The sequence below is a fragment of the Aestuariirhabdus sp. LZHN29 genome, assembly GCF_049985285.1.
Lineage (GTDB): Bacteria > Pseudomonadota > Gammaproteobacteria > Pseudomonadales > Aestuariirhabdaceae > Aestuariirhabdus.
In genome coordinates, this window is sequence record NZ_JBNIEU010000002.1 from 373,803 (window position 1) to 393,590 (window position 19,788).

Here is a 19,788-nt window from a genome sequence, read left to right on the forward strand (position 1 = left end):
GGTTTATAACCCTTTGCCAAAGGAGTCTGAGCGGTGATCAAAGTGTTGTTTTTCGCCCGTTATGCTGAAGAGCTGGGGCAGCGTGAGCTGGAATGGCCGGCCCAGGGCGAGTTGCGGGTGGCTGAGTTGTTGGGTGCCCTGAAACAGAAGGGGGAACGCTGGCAGAGCGTGCTGGAAAATCCAAATCTTATCGTATCGGTTAATCAGGAGGTGGTGTCTGGCGATGTGCTCCTGACCAGCGGCGATGAAGTGGCGTTGTTTCCACCGGTTACCGGTGGCTGACTAGACAACTCCCCGAACTTGTTTACGATCAATACCATCCCCCCTGCAGTTGCGGCATACTGCGGTTTGCGTGATTTACGGTACCCCAGAATTTAAGGAACGATCCAGCATGAAGCAGCATGGCAATGTAGTAGATTTTATCCCCCTTAGCGTCGCAGTGTTGACGGTTAGTGATACCCGTAATGAGGAGACCGATACCAGCGGTCGATTTTTAGCCGATGCTGCCCAGGAAGCGGGGCATAAGTTGGCAGACAAGCAGATCGTAAAAGACGACGTATACCAGATTAGGGCGGTGCTCTCCCGCTGGATTGCCGATGGGGGCATTCAGGCGGTGGTTGTTACCGGAGGCACCGGGTTTACTGCCCGCGATAGCACCCCGGAAGCGGTCAAAGTGCTGTTTGACAAAGAGGTGGAGGGATACGGTGAGCTGTTTCGCCATATCTCCTACCAGGAGATCGGTACCTCAACAGTACAGTCGAGGGCGTTTGCCGGCATGGCCAATGGCACTGTGATCTTCTGTATGCCGGGTTCGTCTGGCGCCTGTCGCACGGCCTGGAATGGCATTATCAAGGAGCAGCTTGATTCCCGTCATCGCCCTTGCAACTTCGTCGCTGAGCTTTCTGTGCCCCAGGAGGTGATCGAAACGGCCTGTGGTAGTCGTTCATGAGTTGTTGCAGTGCCTCTGGCTTGATGCCCGTGAGCGAAGCGCTGGAGCGGATGCTTGCCCAGGCTAATACGATCGCCGATACCGAATGGGTAGCGACGGAAAAGGCTTTGGGAAGGGTGCTGTCCGAAGCGCAGTTTTCGCCCGTGGATGTTCCGCCGCTGGATAACAGCGCGATGGACGGTTATGCGTTACGCTGGGAGGATCTGGATGCAGAACAGTCGGTGCATCTGCCTGTATCCCTGCGTGTTCCCGCGGGGGCTGCGCCTTCCGAACTCGAGGAGGGGACGGCTGCGCGTATTTTTACCGGCGCCCCCATCCCCACCAACGCCAATCTGGTGGTGATGCAGGAGGATACCCAGGCTGACCAGGCTGGGGTGAGTTTACCGCCTCGTGCGGAACTCAAGGCGGGGCAGCACATACGCCCGGCCGGGCAGGATATCACCCAGGGGCAGCAAGTACTGGAGGCGAATACCCGCCTACGGGCCCAGGAGCTGGGGGTTTTGGCATCCATTGGGGTTGCCAGGGTTCCGGTGGTCCGCCGTTTGCGGGTTGCCGTGTTGTCGACCGGTGATGAGCTGGTTGAGCCGGGCACCGAAGCAAAGCCCGGGCAGATATTTAACTCAAACCGATACACCCTGGCGGGGCTGGTGGCACAGCTGGGTATGGAGTTTGTCGACCTCGGGATCGTGGAGGATACCGCTGAGGCCACCGAACGAGCGTTGCTTGACGCGGCAACCCAGGCCGATGTGGTGATCAGCAGTGGCGGCGTATCCGTTGGCGAAGAGGACCACGTAAAGGCCACTGTCGAGAAACTGGGTGAGCTGAAATTGTGGAAGCTGGCGATAAAGCCGGGCAAGCCTTTGGCGTTTGGTGAGGTAGCGGGTACTCCGTTTATAGGTCTCCCGGGAAATCCGACGTCGGTTTTTGTAACCTTCCATATTGCAGCGCGTGCTTTTTTGCTGAAGATGCAGGGGGTCCGTGACATCTCCTACCCTAAGTATCGTTTACCGGTGAGCTTTTCGCGTTCGCGCGCGGCTCCCCGGGAGGAGTACCTGCGGGTTCGAACCCGGGTTGATGCGGGTGGGGTGATGCGCCTGGAAAGCTATGATAACCAGAGCTCGGGTGTACTTTTTTCTGCCACCTGGGGCACCGGCTTTGCCGTCCTTGCGCGCGACACCGTGGTGGAGGAGGGAGATCTGGTTGACTACATACCCTTTGCCGAGCTTTAGCGCCTGGCAGTAATAAAAAAGCAGCCATCGGGCTGCTTTTTTATTACTTTGGTGTGGGCGGCGCAGTTTAGCGGGTGCCAAAAACCACCATGGTTTTTCCTTTGACGGAGACCAGCCCCTGCTCTTCCAGGGTTTTGAGGACTCGTCCGACCATCTCTCGTGAACAGCCTACAATGCGACCGATCTCCTGACGGGTGATTTTGATCTGCATGCCGTCGGGGTGGGTCATCGCATCGGGTTGTTTGCACAGGTCAAGCAGGGTGCGGGCCACGCGGCCGGTTACGTCGAGGAACGCCAGATCACCCACCTTGCGCGTGGTGTTGCGCAGGCGGTTTGCCATCTGGGCGCCAATCTCATAGAGCATGTCCGGGAACTGAGGCGAGCATTCACGGAACTTGGTATAGCTGATTTCAGCTACTTCGCACTCTGTTTTGGCGCGTACCCAGGCGCTGCGTGATCCCTCCTCCTCGAGGAAGAGCCCCATTTCGCCAAAAAAGTCGCCGGCGTTGAGGTAGGCGATAATGATCTCGCGACCATCGTCGTCCTCGATCAGAATCGTTACCGACCCCTTGATGATGTAGTAAAGGGAGTCGCTGTTGTCGCCGGCGTAGATTAGCGTGCTCTTGGCGCTGTAGCGTCTGCGGTGGCAAAGCGAGATAAAGGAGTCGAGCCCCTTGATCTGCTGCGGAGGCGTAATCGTAACCATTACTGTACCCACACTGGTTTTATTGGTATTTCGGTTGCCGCCATTATGGCGGGAATAGGGGGGGAGTACCAGTGTTCCCACAATTGTGAGGTTATCTTTTGACGAGCATCCACTTTTAAACGATCTCCGGCAGCAAAATCGAGCGTGATGCGGGTGGGCAGCCTATGGGGTTGGTGATACTCTGCCAGCTTCCAGATATTGACAGAGTGTGGGAGCTACAGCATGCAAGTAGAAGTTAAGTGGTTGAAGGATCGTCAGTTCGAAGGCGTCGCTGGCAGTGGCGTGCGTGTAGTGATGGATGGCGCCAGGGAGAATAATCAGGGCGTACGTCCGCTGGAGATGCTGTTGTTGGGGGTGGGCGGCTGCTCCTCCTACGATGTGATCGGTATGCTCGAGAAGGCGCGCCAGCAGGTGAGCGATTGTCGAGTGGAAATAACGGCCGAGCGGGCCGATGCGGTCCCCTCCGTGTTCACCAAAATTCACCTGCACTTTGTTGTGAGCGGCAACGAGCTTAAGGATAGTCAGGTCAAACGAGCGGTAGCACTATCCGCCGAAAAGTACTGCTCTGCGTCGATTATGCTGGGGGCGGGCGGTGTGGAAATCACCCACGACTATCAGCTGGTTGAGCTGTAACCCGGTCCCTAATCGGGGGGCGGGTTGTCAGCGGGTTTAAACCCGGTAAGAGCTCGCTGTCATCGCTTTTGATACCAGCGTCATCAGGTGGCGCACGGGGGCCGGAAAACGGATGCCCCCGGCTTCCGTTGCCAACTGCTCGTGGCGCGCCTCATCCTCTTTCATCTGCTGCAACACAGCGCGGCTTTTTTGGTCTTGCGCTGGCAGTTGTTGGAGGTGGGATTCCAGGTGTGTGCAGACCTGATTCTCCGTAGCAGCAACGAACCCAAGGCTCCATCTGTCGCCCAGTGCACCCGCCATCGCGCCGATGGAAAAGGAGGCCGCATACCAGATGGGGTTCAGGATGCTGGTATGACTGCCCAGCTGCACGAGGCGCTGCTCACACCAGACCAGGTGGTCGATCTCCTCGCGGGCGGCCCGATTCATCGATTCGCGCACATCTTCAAGCTGCGCCGTGAGCGCCTGCCCCTGGTAGAGCGCCTGGGCACAAACCTCGCCCGCATGATTGACACGCATCAATCCTGCTACGTGGCGCTTTTCATCCGCATTGAGCGTGGCCTCGCTCAGTTCGTCAGCGGGAGAGGGTCGCTCCGGGCTGTTGGCTGATGCACTGAGGGTGCGAAGCACCTGATCGGCGCCCATTAGAAACTGATCAAGGGCACTGTAATGTCGTTTGCTGCTCATACTCTTCCACCGGGTTATTCTGTTGCTATGGTACCCTTATTTAGGGTTGGGAAACATCCGCAGGCAGCGGATTACAGGAGGTCGTGTGCAGGCTGAAGTTCGTGATCTTGAGGTGATACTTGAGACCGGTGTGTCTTTGCTGGTGGTTGAGAGCCCCGATGAGCCCAGGGTGCTGCAGCTAATGACTCGGCTGGCGCTGGCGCGCTCCACGCCGTTGTATTGCTGGTCGGTGGCCGATGGCTTGCGCAGCCTGGGGTTTGGTGAGCGCGTTGATAATCGGGAGCACACCGACCCCGAACCCTTGCTGCGCCATATTCGTGCTTTTCAGGGAGGGGGCCTGTTTGTTCTCTGTGACTTTCACCCCTATATCAAGGATGAGCCCCTCAATATTCGCCTGCTCAAGGAGATCGCCATGAATGAGCTGGCTCAGCGCAGCACGGTGGTGTTATTGAGTCATGCCGTGAATCTTCCCGATGAGTTGAATCATTACGCCGCTCGATTTGAACTGGCGATGCCATCCCAGGCCCAGTTGATGGGCATTATTCGAGAGGAGGCGCAGCAATGGTCCAGCCGTAATCGTGATCAACGGGTGCGGACCGATAACCGGAGTTTGAATCAGCTGGTGGACCACCTTCGGGGTCTTAGCTGGAGTGAGGCTCGAAAGTTAGCTCGCAACGCCATTGTTGACGATGGCGCCATTGATGGTGGCGACGTCGAAGAGGTGAAACGCAGCAAATTCGCCCTGATGAACCGCGACGATGTACTGAGTTACGAGTTCGATACGGCGCGCTTTGCGGATGTGGGGGGGCTTGAGGCGTTCAAGGACTGGTTGTCGCGACGACGCAAGTCGTTTCTTGAGCCTCAGGCCGATACCGATATACCTAAAGGTGTGATGCTGTTGGGCGTGCAGGGTAGCGGCAAGAGCCTGGCGGCCAAAGCCGTGGCAGGCGTATGGAACCTGCCACTGTTGCGTCTGGATTTTGGCGTGCTCTACAACAAGTATTTTGGCGAAACCGAGCGCAATTTGCGCCGAGCCCTGCAGTTGGCCGAAGCCATGGCCCCGGCGGTTTTGTGGGTGGATGAGATCGAGAAGAGCATCGCCTCTGGCGACAATGACCAGGGCACCTCAAAGCGAATCCTCGGTACGCTCCTGACCTGGATGTCAGAGCGCAAGAGCCGAGTATTTTTGGTGGCGACCTCTAACGATATTTCGCGGTTGCCGCCTGAGCTGATTCGAAAGGGGCGTCTGGACGAGATCTTTTTTGTCGATCTGCCGGATGCGGCGGTGCGGGAAACCATTTTGTCGATTCACTTGCGTAAACGAGATCAGGAGATCTCTCGTTTCGATCTTGGCAGGTTGGCGCAGTTGAGTGAAGGGTTCTCGGGAGCCGAGCTGGAACAGCTGGTGGTATCGGCGCTGTATCGGGCGCAAAGCAGCGGCGAAAACCTCAAGCAAGAGCAGTTGGAACAGGCTACAGGCAGCACTCAGCCGCTTGCGGTGGTGATGGAGGAGGAGATCGCTGCGCTGCGCCATTGGGCCATGGCACGAACGGTTCCAGCGCACTAGTCCCGTTGTCAGCTCGAGCTAGTGGGCATGAGCAGCTCATGGCCGACTACCTGATCCATTAGCGCGTAGGGGATGCGGTAGCGCTCTCCCTTATATTTTACGACGGCGTAATCGAAGCACATTTTGATGACGGTGCAGTTGTGTACCCGCTGGCCATCGGTGACGCGGACGATATTGTAGTTGTGCAGGGAGAGGGCCACTATCAGGCCCCGCCCATGAGTTTGTTCTGGTGTTCGGTGGCCGCCAGCGGGCCATTCATAGGCTGGCTCTGCTTGAGGCGATAGGCTTTGGGCATGATGTCAGGAATCCTGGCCGCGTGGTTTTAAGGGGATAATCTGCGCGCTGGATGGGGTGGTTTCGTTACCAGTGGCGGGACCTGACTGTAAACCTGTATCAGGGTCACAGTTCTGTAGCCACACGGCTCCCGATCGGTTGGCGATGATCTCGACACTTCCCTGATAGCGGCTATCGCCATCGGTACAGTACTCAAAGCCGTATCGGCGGGCGATCGCGAGCTGGCCCGAGGGAGATCGAGCGAAGCGCTGGCGGGTGACTTGTACGGTTTGATCCAGTAGTTGTACCTTGGCACGAGTGCAGCAATGGCGGGCGGCGTTCATGGCGCACTCCCGCGCCTTGAGGCCGCTATACCAATAAAATACGACGGCGCTGACAGCGATGAGCATAATCAGCTCGTTCATGGCGACTCCTGTGCTTGTCAATTGACAGTCAGAGCACTATAGAAGATGGTAATAGGTAAGAATGATAACAAATTGGCAGGGGGATCGTTATGATCAAGTTTTTTAGTTTTGGCTCCGCTTTTGGGTTGCCCAGTCCAAGTCCTTTCTGCATGAAGCTGGAAATCTGGATGAAAATGGCGGGTATCGAATACCGTGTGAAGGAGAGAAAAGATCCTACCAAGGGGCCCAAAGGTAAGTTGCCCTTTATCAAGCATGGCGGTGTGGTTTTGGCCGACTCCGATATCATTATGGATTACCTTTGCCAGTGTTTCGAGGTTGAGATGGATCGTAACCTCGACTCGCACCAGAGGGCGATGGGGTATGCCATTAGCAAGATGCTTGAGGATCACCTCTACTGGGCTATGTTGTACAGCCGCTGGGTCGACCGTCAGAACTGGAAGGCGATGCGGACCCACTTTATGGGGCACATGCCTTTGCCTGTGCGGCGGATTATGGCCGAACTGGTGAGGTTGAAGGTGAAGAAGGATCTCTATTCACAGGGGATGGGGAGGCACAGTGCGCAGGATGTGTACTGGGCGGCTAAGCGTGATCTCCGCTCTGTTTCTACTTTATTGGGGGATAGTCCCTATCTGTTTGGTACGGAACCCTGTAGTTACGACGCCGTGGTTTATGCCTTTATTACCAATATTATCGACTGTGAGCTGGAGTCACCGTTGAAGGAGTTTGGGCGCTCCCACGATAATCTGGTTGATTACTGCCAGCGTATGCACGCCCGATACTACGGCGGTGCTGAAGTGGTGGCCGTCGATGACGCATCCCAGGCTGCCTGAGCTTCCACCACCGGGTTGCTGGTTTCTTTATATCATCCTCTGCTCGGATAAGGCGCTTTACACCGGTATCACGACCGACGTAGAGCGCCGTTTTTCCGAGCATGCCAGTGGCAGGGGGGCGCGCTTTTTTCGTGGCCGTCAACCTCTGCGGGTAGTGTATCGGGAAACGCATCTAGATCGTGCCGCTGCCAGTCGTCGGGAGTACCAGATCAAGCAATTGACGCGGCAGCAAAAACTGGCGCTGTTAGAGGAAAGCGCTAGCGCCCTGCCGGTATAGGCGTCTGGCCGACCCGTTGCGCGAACCTGTTCATGGCCGGGTTCGGGCGATGGATATTTGTCACTATCGAGTGGCGGCTGGTTTCAAACCGTTTCAATGACAATAGATTGACTTTTTTTTGGCGGTTTAGGGGGATTTGCCATGCATCTGTCGGACTTTGGTTGTCAGTCGCAGGAATTAGATCGTATAGTAAGGAGTATTGGGATAGTCCCAATTGGGTTTTAGGGTGATGGTCAAAAAGAGAGGCGTTTTTGCAGGCTTCTCGAGGTTTGCTGGTGAAACGACGTGAATTTTTGGAAGGGGTGTTTGCAGGGACGGCGGTCACCGCGTCCAGCGCATTTCTTTGGGGAAAGCTGAATCTGAGACCTGCCCTGCCGGTCGCAGAGGTGTTACCAGTGCCACCAGTGTCGACGCCTCCAGTGTCGCCAGGATCTGTTGTCGTCGAGCCTGTTGTCGTAGAACCCGCTCCGACCTCTGTTATTGCTCCTGAGCCGATTCGGCCGGTAGTGGTGCACAAAGAGCCGCAAGAGATCGCCGAAGATCGGGCGTACCTTTCCAAAATCCAGAACTTTGACGATGAACATTTGGGCGATATACACCTTAGCCCCGAGCGCCTGGAACTATTGAAGGCAACCATTGGCAGCCTTGATGAGGCGCAGCGCCTGATCGGTCATGGCCACTTCAATGTGATTGGGTTTGATCGGATGATCTTGGTGGTCAACCGCTACTCCCGCACGGGGCCTTTCCCCAAGGCTCATCTTGACCTGATTGAGGAGCTGTTCGAGTTTAATGCCAAGGGTTACGGTTTCTATGGGGAAAAGATTGTTACCCGTTTAACCTCAACGATACCCGAGGGCGATATCGAAAAGGTGCCGTATACGGGGCATTACCTCTACAAAGGGGATTCAAAGCGCCTCTACAAGACTCTACGCCGCGATGTGGGGGAGACTATCGTGCTGACCTCGGGTATCCGGGGGATGGTCAAACAAACCCATCTGTTTATGGCCAAGGCCCTGCAAGCGAAAGGGAATTTATCCCGCGCTTCCCGCTCGTTGGCTCCTCCCGGTCACTCCTACCATGCGATTGGTGATTTTGATGTGGGCAAAGTGGGGTACGGGAAAAGGAACTTTACCCGGGATTTCGCCGAAACCGACGAGTACAAGCGTTTGCAAGATCTCGGATACGTCGATATCCGCTATACATCGAATAATCGCTTCGGGGTACGATACGAGCCCTGGCACGTAAAAGTCGTGTGAGTAGCGCAGCTCCGGCCAGTGATGGGGCGGAATCGATCAGTTGTTAAAAGATACAGGCTTCATACGCTCGTGTGAGGCCATTTTTTTGGTTTCGGTTTTTCTCTGTTCGCTAGCGTGCAGCGGTGTTCTGATTCTCTAATGCTTGAGAAAGCGCATCGAGGTCCTCCAGGGTATAGGGAGGGGTGACTCGGGGGCGGCGGGGCTGCATCTGCTGTAAGGTTTTGCAAATGATATGACCGATCAACCAGTCCCTGAACCACCGTTTGTTGGAGGGGATGATATACCAGGGGCTTTTTGAGGTATGGGTTAAGCTGATTACTTTTTGGTAGGCGGCGATTGTGGTATGCCAGTTCTCATGGGTAGCCAGATCCGATTCATGGAGCTTCCAGTGATCCTGGGGGGTGTTCAGACGCTTCGCAAGCCTTCGGCGGTATTCCGTTCGGCTGATATGTAGGTAGAATTTCAGCACGCGGATGTTGCTGTACTGTAGTAACGATTCGAAGTTGTTGATGTGTTGCGCGCTGTTTTTTAAAGATAAAACTTCGTCATGCCCACTAGCGTAGCTGTTGATCAGAGGCTCATAATAACTGCGGTTGAATACACCGATCATGCCTTTGGCGGGCACCGCCGCGTGGTAGCGGTGAAGGACGTCGAACTGACGCTCTTTTTTGCCGGCAGTATTGAAATTATGGATCTCCAGGCCTTGGGGGTTTACGCCGGCGAACAGGGTGCGGATATTGCTGTCCTTGCCGGCGGTATCCATCGCCTGATAGATCAGTAACAAGCCCTGCCGGCCCTCGGCGTGGAGGTTTTCCTGCCAGTGGATCAGTTCCTGATTGTAAACCGCCGTCTCTCCGATCGCGATGGTGCGGTCTGCGTTGAAGGTGTAACCCGGATCGAATGCCTTGAGACCCAGTTCTCCCTGGGTTGGGGGGGTGAAGTAGGCAAGATCGATCATTATTATGGTTCTCTGTTTAGCTGGATCGCTTCTGAAGCTGTTTCTTGAGATTATCAGGGATATTGGTGATTGTCAGGGTTTGGCTTGCCGCATCGTAATGAACGGTATCTCCGAGGTGATGAGCGTTGAATGAGAGGTTCAATCCCTTGGCGCGACCCGAGTATCGGATCAGCTGTTGCAATTGGCTTTTCTCCGGCTGTACCTCTTCGACCACATCGTAGTCACGGGTATTCACAAAACGTGCGAAATGATCAGGTTCATCCTGGTCGAGATACCCCGAAAGTTCCTTAATGAATACTGACTCCCCGCTTTTCGCTTGATCGTTACAGTATTCGTAGGCTTTACGTTTAAGCTCATCGCTCTTCACCGCTTCGAACGCTTCTTCGTTGCAGTATTCATCGAAGGTCGAGAGAAGCTGTTCGGTCTCTTTCTTGCTGTCGCCAGTCTCGCTGCAGCCAATAAATTCCCTAAAATAGTCGGAAACCTTCCTGTTATTTCGAGGTTTAAGGAATGAGATGTAGCGAGTGGCGTTAGCGTTGGTCTGCCACTCACCGATATTGATGCGAGCTGCCATGTGCAGACGAGACAGATCCAGGTATTGACTGCTATTGATCTCCAGTTGCTCATCCACGGTGACGGCATCGGTGTTACTCAACATCAATACCATCAGGTAATCTGTCAGGGCCTGCTTGTACTGGATAAACAGCAGAAAACCTCCTGTGGCGAAATTCGACTGATCTATCTGAGTCTTAAGCAACTGCATCGCATCGCGGGAGAAACCGACGAAATCGGCTTCGCCATCCAGGGTGCTCTTGAGCAGACTGGCGAACGAGCTTCCCGTAGCAAAACAGCCATAGGCCTTACCGCTTTTGCTGTTGTAACTCTGGGTGAGGTCAGCCAGCAAACCTTCCAGCTCGTTGGTGATCGGCAGACAGCTGGTACGGGGGATTAGCACCGATTCGTCACCATCGGCCCGCTTTTCAAGACGGTGTACGATGCAGTTTTCAATAGCCATGGAGAACTCTCTTAACGATGGTTAGATGCTCAAGCACGGTTGTTGTGCGAGCGGAGGGATATTGTAATCGAGAGCTGCTGCGAGGGGGAAGGAGGCGTTCTACAATTGGACCGCCGCCCTATAGATGGAGATCCATCCACTGGTATAACGCATCGTTGGCCAGTTGATCAATATTGGCGCTATCGTGCATCTTTTGTAGCTCGTTTGTGATCGCTTTCAGGGGCAGTTGGCAGTTGATATTTTTGGACACCCCAATGAAAAAGTCGTTGCTGGCGATCTCTACCGGTGCTTTACGCAGGGTGCCTTCGTAGCTATAGAGAGAGACCAGTAGGTCAGCCTGGGTCAGGGGGTAAATGGCGTAATCAACGCGTTTGGCTTCCAGCATCAACAAGCCTTGCTGGGCGCGCTGAACACGGCTCAGGGGGAGGTAGCGTGTGGCATAGTGCTCGAAATCACTGCCCAGCTCCAGATCGCGCGAGACCACCCCCCGCAGGTTTTTCAGGTCCCCCCAGTTTTGGGGCATCAACCCGGAATCTTTGCGAACCAGCACCAGATAGTGGGTGCTATAAAGAATGGGCTCGACCAGATTGACGGCGCTGAGCGCGCTCGGTTCCCGGGTCGCGGTAACCGTGATATCGACCTTGTTCTCTTTTAGCGCCTTAAGCAGTCGTTGGGGACTACCGGGTTCGACCGTGATGACGCGAATGTTTTCTTTGGCGAGAATTCGGCGCAACGCGACGATGCCGGCTCCGTGCATCTGCTCATCAGCAAACCAGGAGAGCGGAGGCATGTTGGCATGACCCGAAACCCTGACCTCGCGACAGAGTTCTGTTGCGGCGTAGCCTCTGCCTGCGATCAGTACAAACAGGGCAGCGACCACAATCCGTAGGTATGAAAATAGCTGCAAAGAGGAGGGCTCCAAATCCGTTTACCCTTCGAGTCTAGGCTATTCAGCCTGTCAAATACAGGGCGAACCTCCTGTGGGTGGAGGAGTTCGCTCTGCTCGGCAGTGTGCCAGGCTAGTCGTTGCTGTTTCCTGTCAGCTCCAGTAGAAAACAGGTGAATACGGCCGTTATCAGGAAGCCGGTGATAAATATGGTCGGCATCGCGGCATAGCCGAGAATGTTCCAGATCATTGATTCCATTGCGCTCATAAGGGTCTCCTAGTTCCAGCCTTCTACGCCGCTCATGTCGGGTAGCTCGTGGGCGATGCCTTTGTGGCAATCGATACAGGTTTTGTCGCCAGACGCGAGGGCTGTATCGTGCTGTTTGACGGCACGTCGGCCTTGTTCGCTGAAGTCCATATACTCGAAGTTGTGGCAGTTTCGGCACTCCAGGGAGTCGTTATCCTTTAACCGCTTCCACTCACGCATGGCGAGGGTCTTTCTCTCGGCGAGAAATTTTTCCCGGGTATCGATGTAACCGGTCAGCTTGCCCCATACCTCCTTGCTGGCAGCGATCTTGCGGATAATCTTATCGGTCCACTTTTTGGGTACGTGGCAGTCCGGGCAAGTAGCTCGAACCCCCGACCGATTGCTGTAATGGATCGTCTCTTTGTACTCCTGGTAGACGTTGTCCGACATTTCATGGCAGCCGATGCAAAACTGCTCGGTGTTGGTTATTTCGAGGCCGGTGTTAAACCCGCCCCAGAAGATGATTCCGGCGGCGAATCCGATCGTCAATATGAGTCCCATTGCCACCCTGGCCGGGGTGGTCAGTATTCGCCAGTAGCGTTTTATGATGTTCTCGTTAGCCATTGTCTGCTCCTTAAAGCCAGTGAGTCCGTTTACGCGACTAGTTTGTTAATGCGTCTACTGACTTGAACTCGTTATCAATCAGTGGCTTGGCGTCCGCTTGCGGGACATGGCACTGGGAGCAGAAGTAACGGCGTGGCGAAACATCCGATAGCTGCTGCCCGTCTCGGGTTTCGAAGTGGGTCAGGCTGATTTTTGTCGCACCCGCTTTTTTGTAGTTAGCCCAACTATGGCACGAGAGGCATTTGTTGCTATTGAGGTCGACATGGTAGCCCCTGATCTGATGGGGAATCAGGGGCGGTTGGTGTAGGTAGTCTCGCTCATAGGTATCGCGGTCTTTGGGGATACGCTTGAGATCGTCTGCCTGGTCCTCTTTATCAAGCATTGCGCTGCGAAGGGAGTTTAGTCCCCCGGTATCTCCCAGCTCATCAGCCTGTAGCGGTTGCAATAGGATGAGTGGAGTCAGGATAACAGTGAGGATCACGGGTAGTATTTTTTTCATGATTGTCTCTCCGCCTTGTTGGCAAATCGGGTAGAAAATTCAAAAACAGATTCGCCGCATACATCGATGCAGCGACCACAGTTAGTACATTCAGGAGCTAGAATAATGGAGCCATTGCCCAGTTTTTCGCCTTTGAGTGCAGGTTTAATCACCTGCGGCTCTGGGCACACTGCATAACAGTCCATGCAGTCATTGCAACACTCGCGCTGGCTGGCGTTGATGCGCAGCGGACTAAACTTGCCCAGCAGAGCGTAAAATGCCCCGAGCGGACACAGGTGGCCACACCAGCCACGGCGCACCATCAGCAGGTCAAACGCAAAAACCGCCGTGATCAACAGCCATCCGGCACCCATACCGTAGAGCGCACCTCGCATGGCCAGTGAAACGGGGTTAACCAGCTCCCACGCCAGAGTGCCGGTCAGCATGGGCACTACCAACACGATCCCCAGCATCCAGTAGCGCAGTGCACGCGACAGGGTGCCAGAACGGTTGAGCGATAGTTTGCGTCGTAGCCAGCTGGCGCTGTCGGTAATGGGGTTAATGGGGCACACCCAGGAGCAGAACACGCGACCACCGACCAGCCAATAAAAGCCGGCAACCAACAGAGCCCCAAGTCCCAGGGTGAGCTCGAAAGCCTTTCCCGCAAGCAGGGTTTGCAGCCACACCAGAGGGTCAGTCAAAGGGATCGTGTCGAGTAGCATGCTGGCGCTGAGATTACCCTTTAACACCCAGATACCCGTCAATGGTCCCAGCAGGAATAGCCCGACCACCGCCAGTTGACTGCACCGACGCAGCAGTATGAATCGGTAGCTGGGCCACCATCCTTTCTGCTCGATTGCGGCTTGGCCAATAGGCAGGCTCATGGCTTGGCTCCTGTTGAGGGCATTCGGTCGGGCAGATCCAGTGCTTCAGGAATCAATGATCCCCCTGCGCGCTCCTTCTCTTTCCACCCCCAACGGTAGTGACTTCCCAGTTCTCCCTTGGCAAGAGTGTGGGGCACCACTTTGATGGCGGCTTCCTCCAACACACAGGCATGCTCACACTTGCCACAGCCGGTGCAAAGCTCGGAATGTACCGTCGGTACGAAAAGGGCGTGAACGCCAGTGCGGGTATTGCGCTGCATCTCGAGGGTGATAGCCTCGTTGATGAGTGGGCATACCCGGTAACAGACGTCGCAGCGCAGGCCCTGCATATTGAGACAGGTTTCCTTGTCGATCAGGACTGCCAGCCCCATGCGGGACTTGTCGATATCCTCCAGCGCAGGATCAAGCGCACCACTGGGACACACCTTAACGCAGGGAATGTCTTCGCACATCTCGCAAGGCACGTCACGCGCATCGAAATAGGGCGTTCCGGTTGCAACCGGGTCCAGCATTCGACCGAGCTTGAGCGTGTCCCATGGGCAATCGCGCACACAAAGGCCGCAGCGTACGCAGGCACCGAGAAAGTCCTGTTCCGGCAGTGCCCCGGGGGGGCGCAAGGCCTGGGTGGCGTGCACCCGGGCGGACTCACCGTACAGGGCCAGACCCAGGCCTGCGAGCGTGACGCCACAGGCAGCCCGCGCCGAATCCACCATAAACTGGCGACGGCTAGGGCTCCTTGTGGTGTCGGTTCTTCGGCTCATGCTCGATCCTGGCTCAGACCTTGACCACTTTCACGGCGCATTTTTTATAATCCGTCTCTTTGGAGAGGGGATCGGTAGCGTCGAGCGTGATTTTGTTGGTCAGCTGTTTGGCGTCGAAAAATGGCATGAACACCAGCCCTTTTGGTGGGCGGTTGCGGCCCCGGGTTTCGACCCGGCTGCGCACCTCACCACGACGGGAGATCATCTTCACCTCTTGGCCTCGGCGTACGCCGCGCTCTTTGGCATCGTCCGGATGCATAAAAATCACGGCATCAGGGAAGGAGCGATAGAGTTCGGGCACACGCCTGGTCATGGTGCCGGAGTGCCAGTGCTCGAGAACCCGGCCGGTCGACAACCAGAGGTCGTATTCTTCGTCGGGAGATTCTGCCGGTGGCTCGTAGGGCAGGGCAAATAGCCATGCCTTGCCATCGGGCTTGCCATAGAAGTTGAAGTCCTCACCCGCTTTGACGTAGGGATCGTAACCCTCACGGAAGCGCCACAGGGTCTCTTTGCCATCCACGACTGGCCAGCGCAGGCCACGGGCTTTGTGATACGCATCGAAGGGGGCCAGGTCATGGGCGTGACCGCGGCCAAATTCGGCATACTCTTCGAACAGGCCTTTTTGCACGTAAAAGCCAAAGTGCTGGGCCTCGTGGTTACCCTTGTCTGGGTTGGTTTCGCTTTGAGGGAACCGGTCAACCTGTCCGTTTCGATAGAGCACCTCGTAGAGGGTCTTGCCTCGGTATTCCGGGTTTTTCGCCAGCAGCTCCTCACCCCAGGCCTCTTCGGTAGTAAAGCGCTTGGAAAACTCCATCAGCTGCCACAGGTCGGATTTTGCCTCCCCTGGTGCTTTCACCTGCTCGTACCAGAACTGGGTGCGGCGTTCGGCGTTACCGTAAGCCCCCTCTTTTTCGACCCACATTGCGGTAGGCAAAACAAGGTCTGCGGCCTGCGCGGTGACCGTCGGGTAGGGGTCGGAAACGACAATGAAGTTGTCAGGGTTGCGGTAGCCAGGCAAACCCTCCTCGTTCATGTTCGGAGCGGTCTGCATATTGTTGTTACACATCACCCAATAGGCGTTGAGCTTACCGTCCTTTAGCATCCGGTTTTGCAGTACGGCGTGATAGCCCGGCTTGCCCGGAATGGTGCCTTCGGGCAATTTCCAGATTTTTTCGGCGCTATCACGGTGGGACTTCTTGGCAACCACCATGTCAGCGGGCAGTCGGTGGGAGAAGGTCCCTACTTCACGGGCGGTACCGCAAGCCGATGGCTGGCCAGTGAGGGAGAAGGGACCACTACCAGGAGTGGAGATCTTGCCCGTCAACAGGTGGATGTTATAGACCATATTGTTGGCCCAAACACCACGAGTGTGTTGGTTGAAGCCCATGGTCCAGAGCGACATCACTTTGACTTCCGGATCGGCGTAAAGCTTGGCCAGCTGCTCCAGATTTTTCTTCGGGACGCCGCTCATTTCGTGAGCTTTGTCGAGGGTATACTCGGATACAAAATCGGCAAACTCTTCGAAACTGATCTCGGAGGAGGCGCCCTTGTTGGGGTTGGCCGCCGCTTTTTGCAGGGGGTGTTCGGGGCGCAAGCCGTAACCAATATCGGTTACACCCTTGCGGAAGTGAGTGTGCTTCTTAACGAACTCCTGATTTACATTGCCCGACTCAATAATATAGTTGGCGATATAGTTGAGGATGACCAGATCGGTCTGGGGCGTGAAGACCATCGGGTTGTCCGCGAGTTCGAAGCTGCGGTGTTCGAAGGTGGAGAGTACCGCAACACGGACGTGGTCGGCGCTGAGGCGTCGATCGGTGATGCGGGACCAGAGAATGGGGTGCATCTCTGACATATTGGAACCCCACAGTACGAAGGCGTCGGCTTTCTCCATGTCGTCGTAGCAGCCCATGGGCTCGTCGATACCGAAGGTGCGCATAAAACCGCCGACCGCCGATGCCATACAGTGGCGAGCGTTGGGGTCGATGTGATTAGAGCGGAAGCCGGCTTTCATCAGTTTCGATGCGGCGTAGCCCTCCCACACGGTCCACTGTCCGGAGCCAAACATGCCCACGGTTGACGTCATCTTTTCGACAGCAACGCCTTTGTTGGCTTCCTTATCCTTGGCGAGTGCGGCTTTCCACTTCTCGGCCATGATGTCGAAGGCCTGGTCCCAGCTGATGGGAGTGAACTGCCCCTCTTTATCGAATTTGCCATTGCTCATGCGAAGCAAGGGTTGGGTCAGGCGATCCTCGCCGTACATGATCTTGGACAGAAAATACCCCTTGATGCAGTTAAGACCCTTGTTGACGGGAGCATCAGGATCGCCCTGTGTCGCAACCACGCGCCCTCCCTGGGTCCCGACCAGTACACTGCAGCCTGTACCGCAAAAGCGGCAGGGGGCTTTGTCCCACTGGATGTCGGTATCCTTGGAGCTGGTAATCAGATTGGTGGCCGAGGCCGGAAGAGTGACCCCGGCAGCGGCGGCCGTGGCGACGATCGCCTGGCTTTTTATAAAGTCTCTGCGCGTTTGCTTCATGGTGTTATCTCCACGTTATTGTCTGAATGCTCGTGGGCATCGATCTGGTTGTAGACCAGTGAGGAGCTGATCACTCCGGGTTGGTCCTGAATCTGGTTGATACGCTCGATCATGGTGTGTTCGCCGGCTTGCTCTTCTACTGTTACGACTAACTTTCCTCGCTCATTGTTGGCGTGCACTTCGACACCTGCCAGAGCGCTAAGAGCGTCTGCAACCGAATCGATACGGTGGGGCTGGCATGTGACCACCAAACCACTAATGTTGTAGCTTTCCCGCGGGTACTCCTGGGGGACCGGATTGGCAGGGATGACGCCCAGTCGGCTATCAGGTTTGGACATGGGGTGCGGCTCCTATAGGTTGGTCGACGGTTGAGGGGCCGCAGACAGTTTGATGGCGTGGCTGGGGCAGACGTTGAAGCAGGCGCCGCAGCCGGTGCAAAGACCCGTATCAATTTGAGGGGTAGCAACACCACCCTTGATCGGGGTGAACTGAATTGCTCGGGTCTCGCAAGGGTCTGCGCAGCTGCGACAGACAACTTGCTGGTGGGTTAAGCACTGGGGCAGGATGCTGGCTTTGAGTGACCAGGGAGGGCTGATACCGGCGTCCAGTGCGCCAGTTTCGCACTGGCTGAGGCAGCCTTGGCAAAAAGTACATTCACCGCGAGAGAAGTCGAGGCTGGGGTAACCCCCGTCGCCTTTGACCAAAATACCGGTTTCGCATTCAGCGACACAATCACCGCACCTTGTACAGAGTTCGGTAAAGAGCGCTTCCGGCCTGCTCCATGGCGGACGCAAGGGTGCAACCACCGTGGCCCGGCTACCGCGTAATAGCGCTCGTTTTCCCTGGTCTACTGCTGCGGACATTGCTACTCGCTTGGTTGGTCGGCTCGTCATCCTGATGAACCCCTATAGTGTTATAGCAGACATTAGGCAAAGGTCTAATGTAAAAAAATGATAATTATCAAGTTTTTAATCAGCTGTTGTTTCTTGGTGAATTCTTTGATTTGAGTCACACAGGGGTGGTTGAATGGTGATCACCCCCTGCTGTTTTTTTTATTTCAATCTAGGTGATTCAGCTTCGCTGGCAGGTTTAGAGAGGGTTTGGTATCGGTCATGGATATGCCGTTGTTTATTGACTATGAAGCGTCGAGTCTGCACGAAGGTAGTTATCCGATTGAGGTCGGTGTCGCCCTCGCGGATGGCACCACCCGTTGTTGGCTGATTCGCCCTCAAATTCAGTGGACCGACTGGGACCCGGTCTCCGCCGGGGTTCACAATATTCCAAGAGACCAGCTCTATGCCGAGGGTATGTCCGCCTGTGCAGTGGCCGCTGAGCTGAACCAGCAGTTTGCGCGCAAGACGCTCTACTGTGATGGTTATCCCTACGATAACTACTGGCAACAACGACTGTTCGATGCCGCAGGTTTTTGTGCGGCGTTTGAGTTGCGTTCGGTGTTAACGCTGCTCGATGAGGGGCAGCGGCACCGGTGGAAAACCGTGCGTAATCATATTGCCGCCAGTGAAGGCGTGAAGCTGCATCGGGCGGACAATGACGCACGTTTGTTGCAGCAGACCTGGTCTCGTCTCCAGGTCGGCTAAGGGGAGGGCTTGATGCGGGGGCTCAGGGAGTTTGTCGCTGGGGCTGGCATTGGCCGCTGAGCAGGGTAGCGGGATAGGGGCTATCGGTCAGGTTAAGGCTGGTGAGACGGTTGAAACGCAGGGACCTTTTATCGACTACTGCGATCACTAAGCCTTTGAGCTGTTGAAAGATAAGGTACTTCTCAGTTTCAGCCGTTTGCATATCCGGGTAAAAGAGGAAAATATCATCACTGCCGTCTATCTGGCAGCGAAGGGTTGGCGCCTCCCTTGGCGGTATCATGGTGCAGCCGCCAAGGAGCAGGCTTGCGCAGCAAAGCGAGAGCAGTCTGTTGTGCAGGAGATTGAACATAAAGGTATGAGACTCACCATAGGCAGTGAACTAACGTGGGTACGGTTCCACCAACGCATACAGTATAGTAGGTGTTGCTGTTCCGTCTTGTGATGGGGATGTAATGGGGCCTCATTCGGGGAGTGGGCAGCGCTATCTTATTTGCCGTCGTGGAGATCCTTGGCATGGGCTTGGGAATAAAGTGGTTACGCCGTGAGTTTCACCAGCTAAGTGCCGATGAGCTCTACCAGTTGATGGTTTTTCGACAAAAACAGTTACTGCGGATTGAGTCTTTTCGGCAAGTTGACGCCGACGGCCTGGATCCGTTGGCTTGGCATCTGATGGCCTTTGACCCCGAGCAGGGGATGGTGGCATACGCTCGAATCTGCTTGCCGTTCGGTACCGACCCCGAACTGCGAGTCGATCGTTTGCTCTGCGAGCCAATGCCAGGGCTTGAGGCGGCGCTGGTCGCACAGGTACTGGATACCATTGATCACTGTTTCAAAATGACGGTTGAGTGTGAGGTTACCGATGCTCAACTGGAGGTGCTGAAAGCTCGGGGGTTTGAGATGGTAGTGGATCGACCTGCGAGCCGTTCGGGGATGGTCAGCATGCGGCGGGAGTATGCCCTCGAGCGTTAA

26 protein-coding genes are annotated in these 19,788 nt (G+C 55.6%); 10 read left to right on the forward strand and 16 right to left on the reverse strand.

Annotation, left to right across the window (positions count from 1 at the left end):
* Positions 1 to 33: 33 nt before the first annotated feature.
* From ACP3PW_RS08395 to glp, 3 genes are all read left to right on the forward strand, one after another.
* Complete coding sequence (locus ACP3PW_RS08395; protein WP_426416244.1) at positions 34 to 282, forward strand: MoaD/ThiS family protein; 249 nt, start codon at positions 34 to 36, stop codon at positions 280 to 282.
* Positions 283 to 391: 109 nt separating this feature from the next.
* Entirely contained in the window at positions 392 to 949 is a 558-nt protein-coding gene (gene moaB / locus ACP3PW_RS08400; RefSeq protein WP_426416245.1) for a molybdenum cofactor biosynthesis protein B, read from the forward strand.
* Positions 946 to 2,178, forward strand: coding sequence for a gephyrin-like molybdotransferase Glp (gene glp / locus ACP3PW_RS08405; RefSeq protein ID WP_426416246.1), 1,233 nt, complete (start codon positions 946 to 948; stop codon positions 2,176 to 2,178). Before moaB ends, glp begins: the two co-directional genes overlap by 4 nt.
* A 67-nt stretch (positions 2,179 to 2,245) precedes the next feature.
* Here glp and crp read toward each other — a convergent pair whose 3' ends face one another.
* Positions 2,246 to 2,884 carry a cAMP-activated global transcriptional regulator CRP gene (gene crp, locus ACP3PW_RS08410; RefSeq protein ID WP_426417025.1) on the reverse strand — a complete coding sequence of 213 codons (639 nt, stop codon included), beginning with the start codon at positions 2,882 to 2,884 and terminating at the stop codon, positions 2,246 to 2,248.
* A 222-nt stretch (positions 2,885 to 3,106) separates the two neighbouring features.
* Between crp and ACP3PW_RS08415 the strand changes: the two genes are divergently transcribed.
* The gene (locus ACP3PW_RS08415; RefSeq protein ID WP_426416247.1) at positions 3,107 to 3,517 is read left to right on the forward strand and encodes an OsmC family protein; all 411 of its coding nucleotides are present in this window, start codon (positions 3,107 to 3,109) and stop codon (positions 3,515 to 3,517) included.
* 36 nt (positions 3,518 to 3,553) lie between these two features.
* Here the strand turns inward: ACP3PW_RS08415 and coq7 are convergent, their stop codons facing one another.
* Positions 3,554 to 4,201 (reverse strand): 2-polyprenyl-3-methyl-6-methoxy-1,4-benzoquinone monooxygenase, encoded by a 648-nt coding sequence (gene coq7, locus ACP3PW_RS08420; protein WP_426416248.1) that lies wholly within the window; start codon positions 4,199 to 4,201, stop codon positions 3,554 to 3,556.
* 85 nt (positions 4,202 to 4,286) lie between these two features.
* Here coq7 and ACP3PW_RS08425 point away from each other — a divergent pair, with 85 nt between their 5' ends.
* Complete coding sequence (locus ACP3PW_RS08425; RefSeq protein WP_426416249.1) at positions 4,287 to 5,768, forward strand: AAA family ATPase; 1,482 nt, start codon at positions 4,287 to 4,289, stop codon at positions 5,766 to 5,768.
* An 8-nt stretch (positions 5,769 to 5,776) separates the two neighbouring features.
* Here ACP3PW_RS08425 and ACP3PW_RS08430 read toward each other — a convergent pair whose 3' ends face one another.
* Together ACP3PW_RS08430 and ACP3PW_RS08435 are read right to left on the reverse strand one after the other, a co-directional pair.
* Positions 5,777 to 5,968 carry a hypothetical protein gene (locus ACP3PW_RS08430; RefSeq protein WP_426416250.1) on the reverse strand — a complete coding sequence of 64 codons (192 nt, stop codon included), beginning with the start codon at positions 5,966 to 5,968 and terminating at the stop codon, positions 5,777 to 5,779.
* 99 nt (positions 5,969 to 6,067) lie between these two features.
* Positions 6,068 to 6,466: a DUF3301 domain-containing protein gene (locus tag ACP3PW_RS08435; RefSeq protein WP_426416251.1), complete on the reverse strand. Its 399-nt coding sequence runs from the start codon at positions 6,464 to 6,466 to the stop codon at positions 6,068 to 6,070.
* An 89-nt stretch (positions 6,467 to 6,555) separates the two neighbouring features.
* On the opposite strand from ACP3PW_RS08435, the gene ACP3PW_RS08440 reads away from it, so the two are divergent.
* From ACP3PW_RS08440 to ACP3PW_RS08450, 3 genes are all read left to right on the forward strand, one after another.
* Complete coding sequence (locus tag ACP3PW_RS08440) at positions 6,556 to 7,296, forward strand: glutathione S-transferase family protein (protein WP_426416252.1); 741 nt, start codon at positions 6,556 to 6,558, stop codon at positions 7,294 to 7,296.
* Positions 7,274 to 7,573 (forward strand): GIY-YIG nuclease family protein, encoded by a 300-nt coding sequence (locus tag ACP3PW_RS08445; RefSeq protein WP_426416253.1) that lies wholly within the window; start codon positions 7,274 to 7,276, stop codon positions 7,571 to 7,573. Before ACP3PW_RS08440 ends, ACP3PW_RS08445 begins: the two co-directional genes overlap by 23 nt.
* 275 nt (positions 7,574 to 7,848) lie before the next feature.
* Positions 7,849 to 8,829, forward strand: a complete 981-nt coding sequence (locus ACP3PW_RS08450; protein WP_426416254.1) for a M15 family metallopeptidase — start codon at positions 7,849 to 7,851, stop codon at positions 8,827 to 8,829.
* Between the two features lie 109 nt (positions 8,830 to 8,938).
* On the opposite strand, the gene ACP3PW_RS08455 is transcribed toward ACP3PW_RS08450, so the two are convergent.
* The 11 genes from ACP3PW_RS08455 to napF form a co-directional block, all read right to left on the reverse strand.
* The gene (locus tag ACP3PW_RS08455; RefSeq protein WP_426416255.1) at positions 8,939 to 9,787 is read right to left on the reverse strand and encodes a hypothetical protein; all 849 of its coding nucleotides are present in this window, start codon (positions 9,785 to 9,787) and stop codon (positions 8,939 to 8,941) included.
* Positions 9,788 to 9,803: 16 nt separating this feature from the next.
* Positions 9,804 to 10,802, reverse strand: coding sequence for a nucleoid-associated protein YejK (gene yejK / locus ACP3PW_RS08460; protein WP_426416256.1), 999 nt, complete (start codon positions 10,800 to 10,802; stop codon positions 9,804 to 9,806).
* A gap of 118 nt (positions 10,803 to 10,920) precedes the next feature.
* Positions 10,921 to 11,709, reverse strand: a complete 789-nt coding sequence (locus ACP3PW_RS08465) for a substrate-binding periplasmic protein (RefSeq protein WP_426416257.1) — start codon at positions 11,707 to 11,709, stop codon at positions 10,921 to 10,923.
* A gap of 112 nt (positions 11,710 to 11,821) precedes the next feature.
* Positions 11,822 to 11,956, reverse strand: coding sequence for a TIGR02808 family protein (locus ACP3PW_RS08470; protein WP_426416258.1), 135 nt, complete (start codon positions 11,954 to 11,956; stop codon positions 11,822 to 11,824).
* A 9-nt stretch (positions 11,957 to 11,965) separates the two neighbouring features.
* The gene (locus ACP3PW_RS08475; RefSeq protein ID WP_426416259.1) at positions 11,966 to 12,559 is read right to left on the reverse strand and encodes a cytochrome c3 family protein; all 594 of its coding nucleotides are present in this window, start codon (positions 12,557 to 12,559) and stop codon (positions 11,966 to 11,968) included.
* Positions 12,560 to 12,596: 37 nt separating this feature from the next.
* Positions 12,597 to 13,058 (reverse strand): nitrate reductase cytochrome c-type subunit, encoded by a 462-nt coding sequence (locus ACP3PW_RS08480; RefSeq protein WP_426416260.1) that lies wholly within the window; start codon positions 13,056 to 13,058, stop codon positions 12,597 to 12,599.
* Positions 13,055 to 13,921: a quinol dehydrogenase ferredoxin subunit NapH gene (gene napH, locus ACP3PW_RS08485; protein ID WP_426416261.1), complete on the reverse strand. Its 867-nt coding sequence runs from the start codon at positions 13,919 to 13,921 to the stop codon at positions 13,055 to 13,057. Before napH ends, ACP3PW_RS08480 begins: the two co-directional genes overlap by 4 nt.
* Positions 13,918 to 14,682 carry a ferredoxin-type protein NapG gene (napG, locus tag ACP3PW_RS08490; protein ID WP_426416262.1) on the reverse strand — a complete coding sequence of 255 codons (765 nt, stop codon included), beginning with the start codon at positions 14,680 to 14,682 and terminating at the stop codon, positions 13,918 to 13,920. The genes napH and napG overlap by 4 nt, the downstream gene beginning before the upstream one ends.
* 13 nt (positions 14,683 to 14,695) lie before the next feature.
* Complete coding sequence (gene napA, locus ACP3PW_RS08495; protein WP_426416263.1) at positions 14,696 to 17,221, reverse strand: nitrate reductase catalytic subunit NapA; 2,526 nt, start codon at positions 17,219 to 17,221, stop codon at positions 14,696 to 14,698.
* Positions 17,218 to 17,559, reverse strand: a complete 342-nt coding sequence (locus ACP3PW_RS08500) for a chaperone NapD (RefSeq protein WP_426416264.1) — start codon at positions 17,557 to 17,559, stop codon at positions 17,218 to 17,220. The genes napA and ACP3PW_RS08500 overlap by 4 nt, the downstream gene beginning before the upstream one ends.
* A 12-nt stretch (positions 17,560 to 17,571) precedes the next feature.
* The gene (gene napF, locus ACP3PW_RS08505; RefSeq protein WP_426416265.1) at positions 17,572 to 18,084 is read right to left on the reverse strand and encodes a ferredoxin-type protein NapF; all 513 of its coding nucleotides are present in this window, start codon (positions 18,082 to 18,084) and stop codon (positions 17,572 to 17,574) included.
* 249 nt (positions 18,085 to 18,333) lie between these two features.
* Between napF and ACP3PW_RS08510 the strand changes: the two genes are divergently transcribed.
* Positions 18,334 to 18,819 (forward strand): hypothetical protein, encoded by a 486-nt coding sequence (locus tag ACP3PW_RS08510; RefSeq protein WP_426416266.1) that lies wholly within the window; start codon positions 18,334 to 18,336, stop codon positions 18,817 to 18,819.
* A 22-nt stretch (positions 18,820 to 18,841) separates the two neighbouring features.
* Here ACP3PW_RS08510 and ACP3PW_RS08515 read toward each other — a convergent pair whose 3' ends face one another.
* Positions 18,842 to 19,168, reverse strand: a complete 327-nt coding sequence (locus ACP3PW_RS08515) for a hypothetical protein (protein WP_426416267.1) — start codon at positions 19,166 to 19,168, stop codon at positions 18,842 to 18,844.
* Positions 19,169 to 19,332: 164 nt separating this feature from the next.
* On the opposite strand from ACP3PW_RS08515, the gene ACP3PW_RS08520 reads away from it, so the two are divergent.
* A complete protein-coding gene (locus ACP3PW_RS08520; RefSeq protein WP_426416268.1) occupies positions 19,333 to 19,788 on the forward strand; it encodes a hypothetical protein in 456 nt (151 codons plus the stop codon).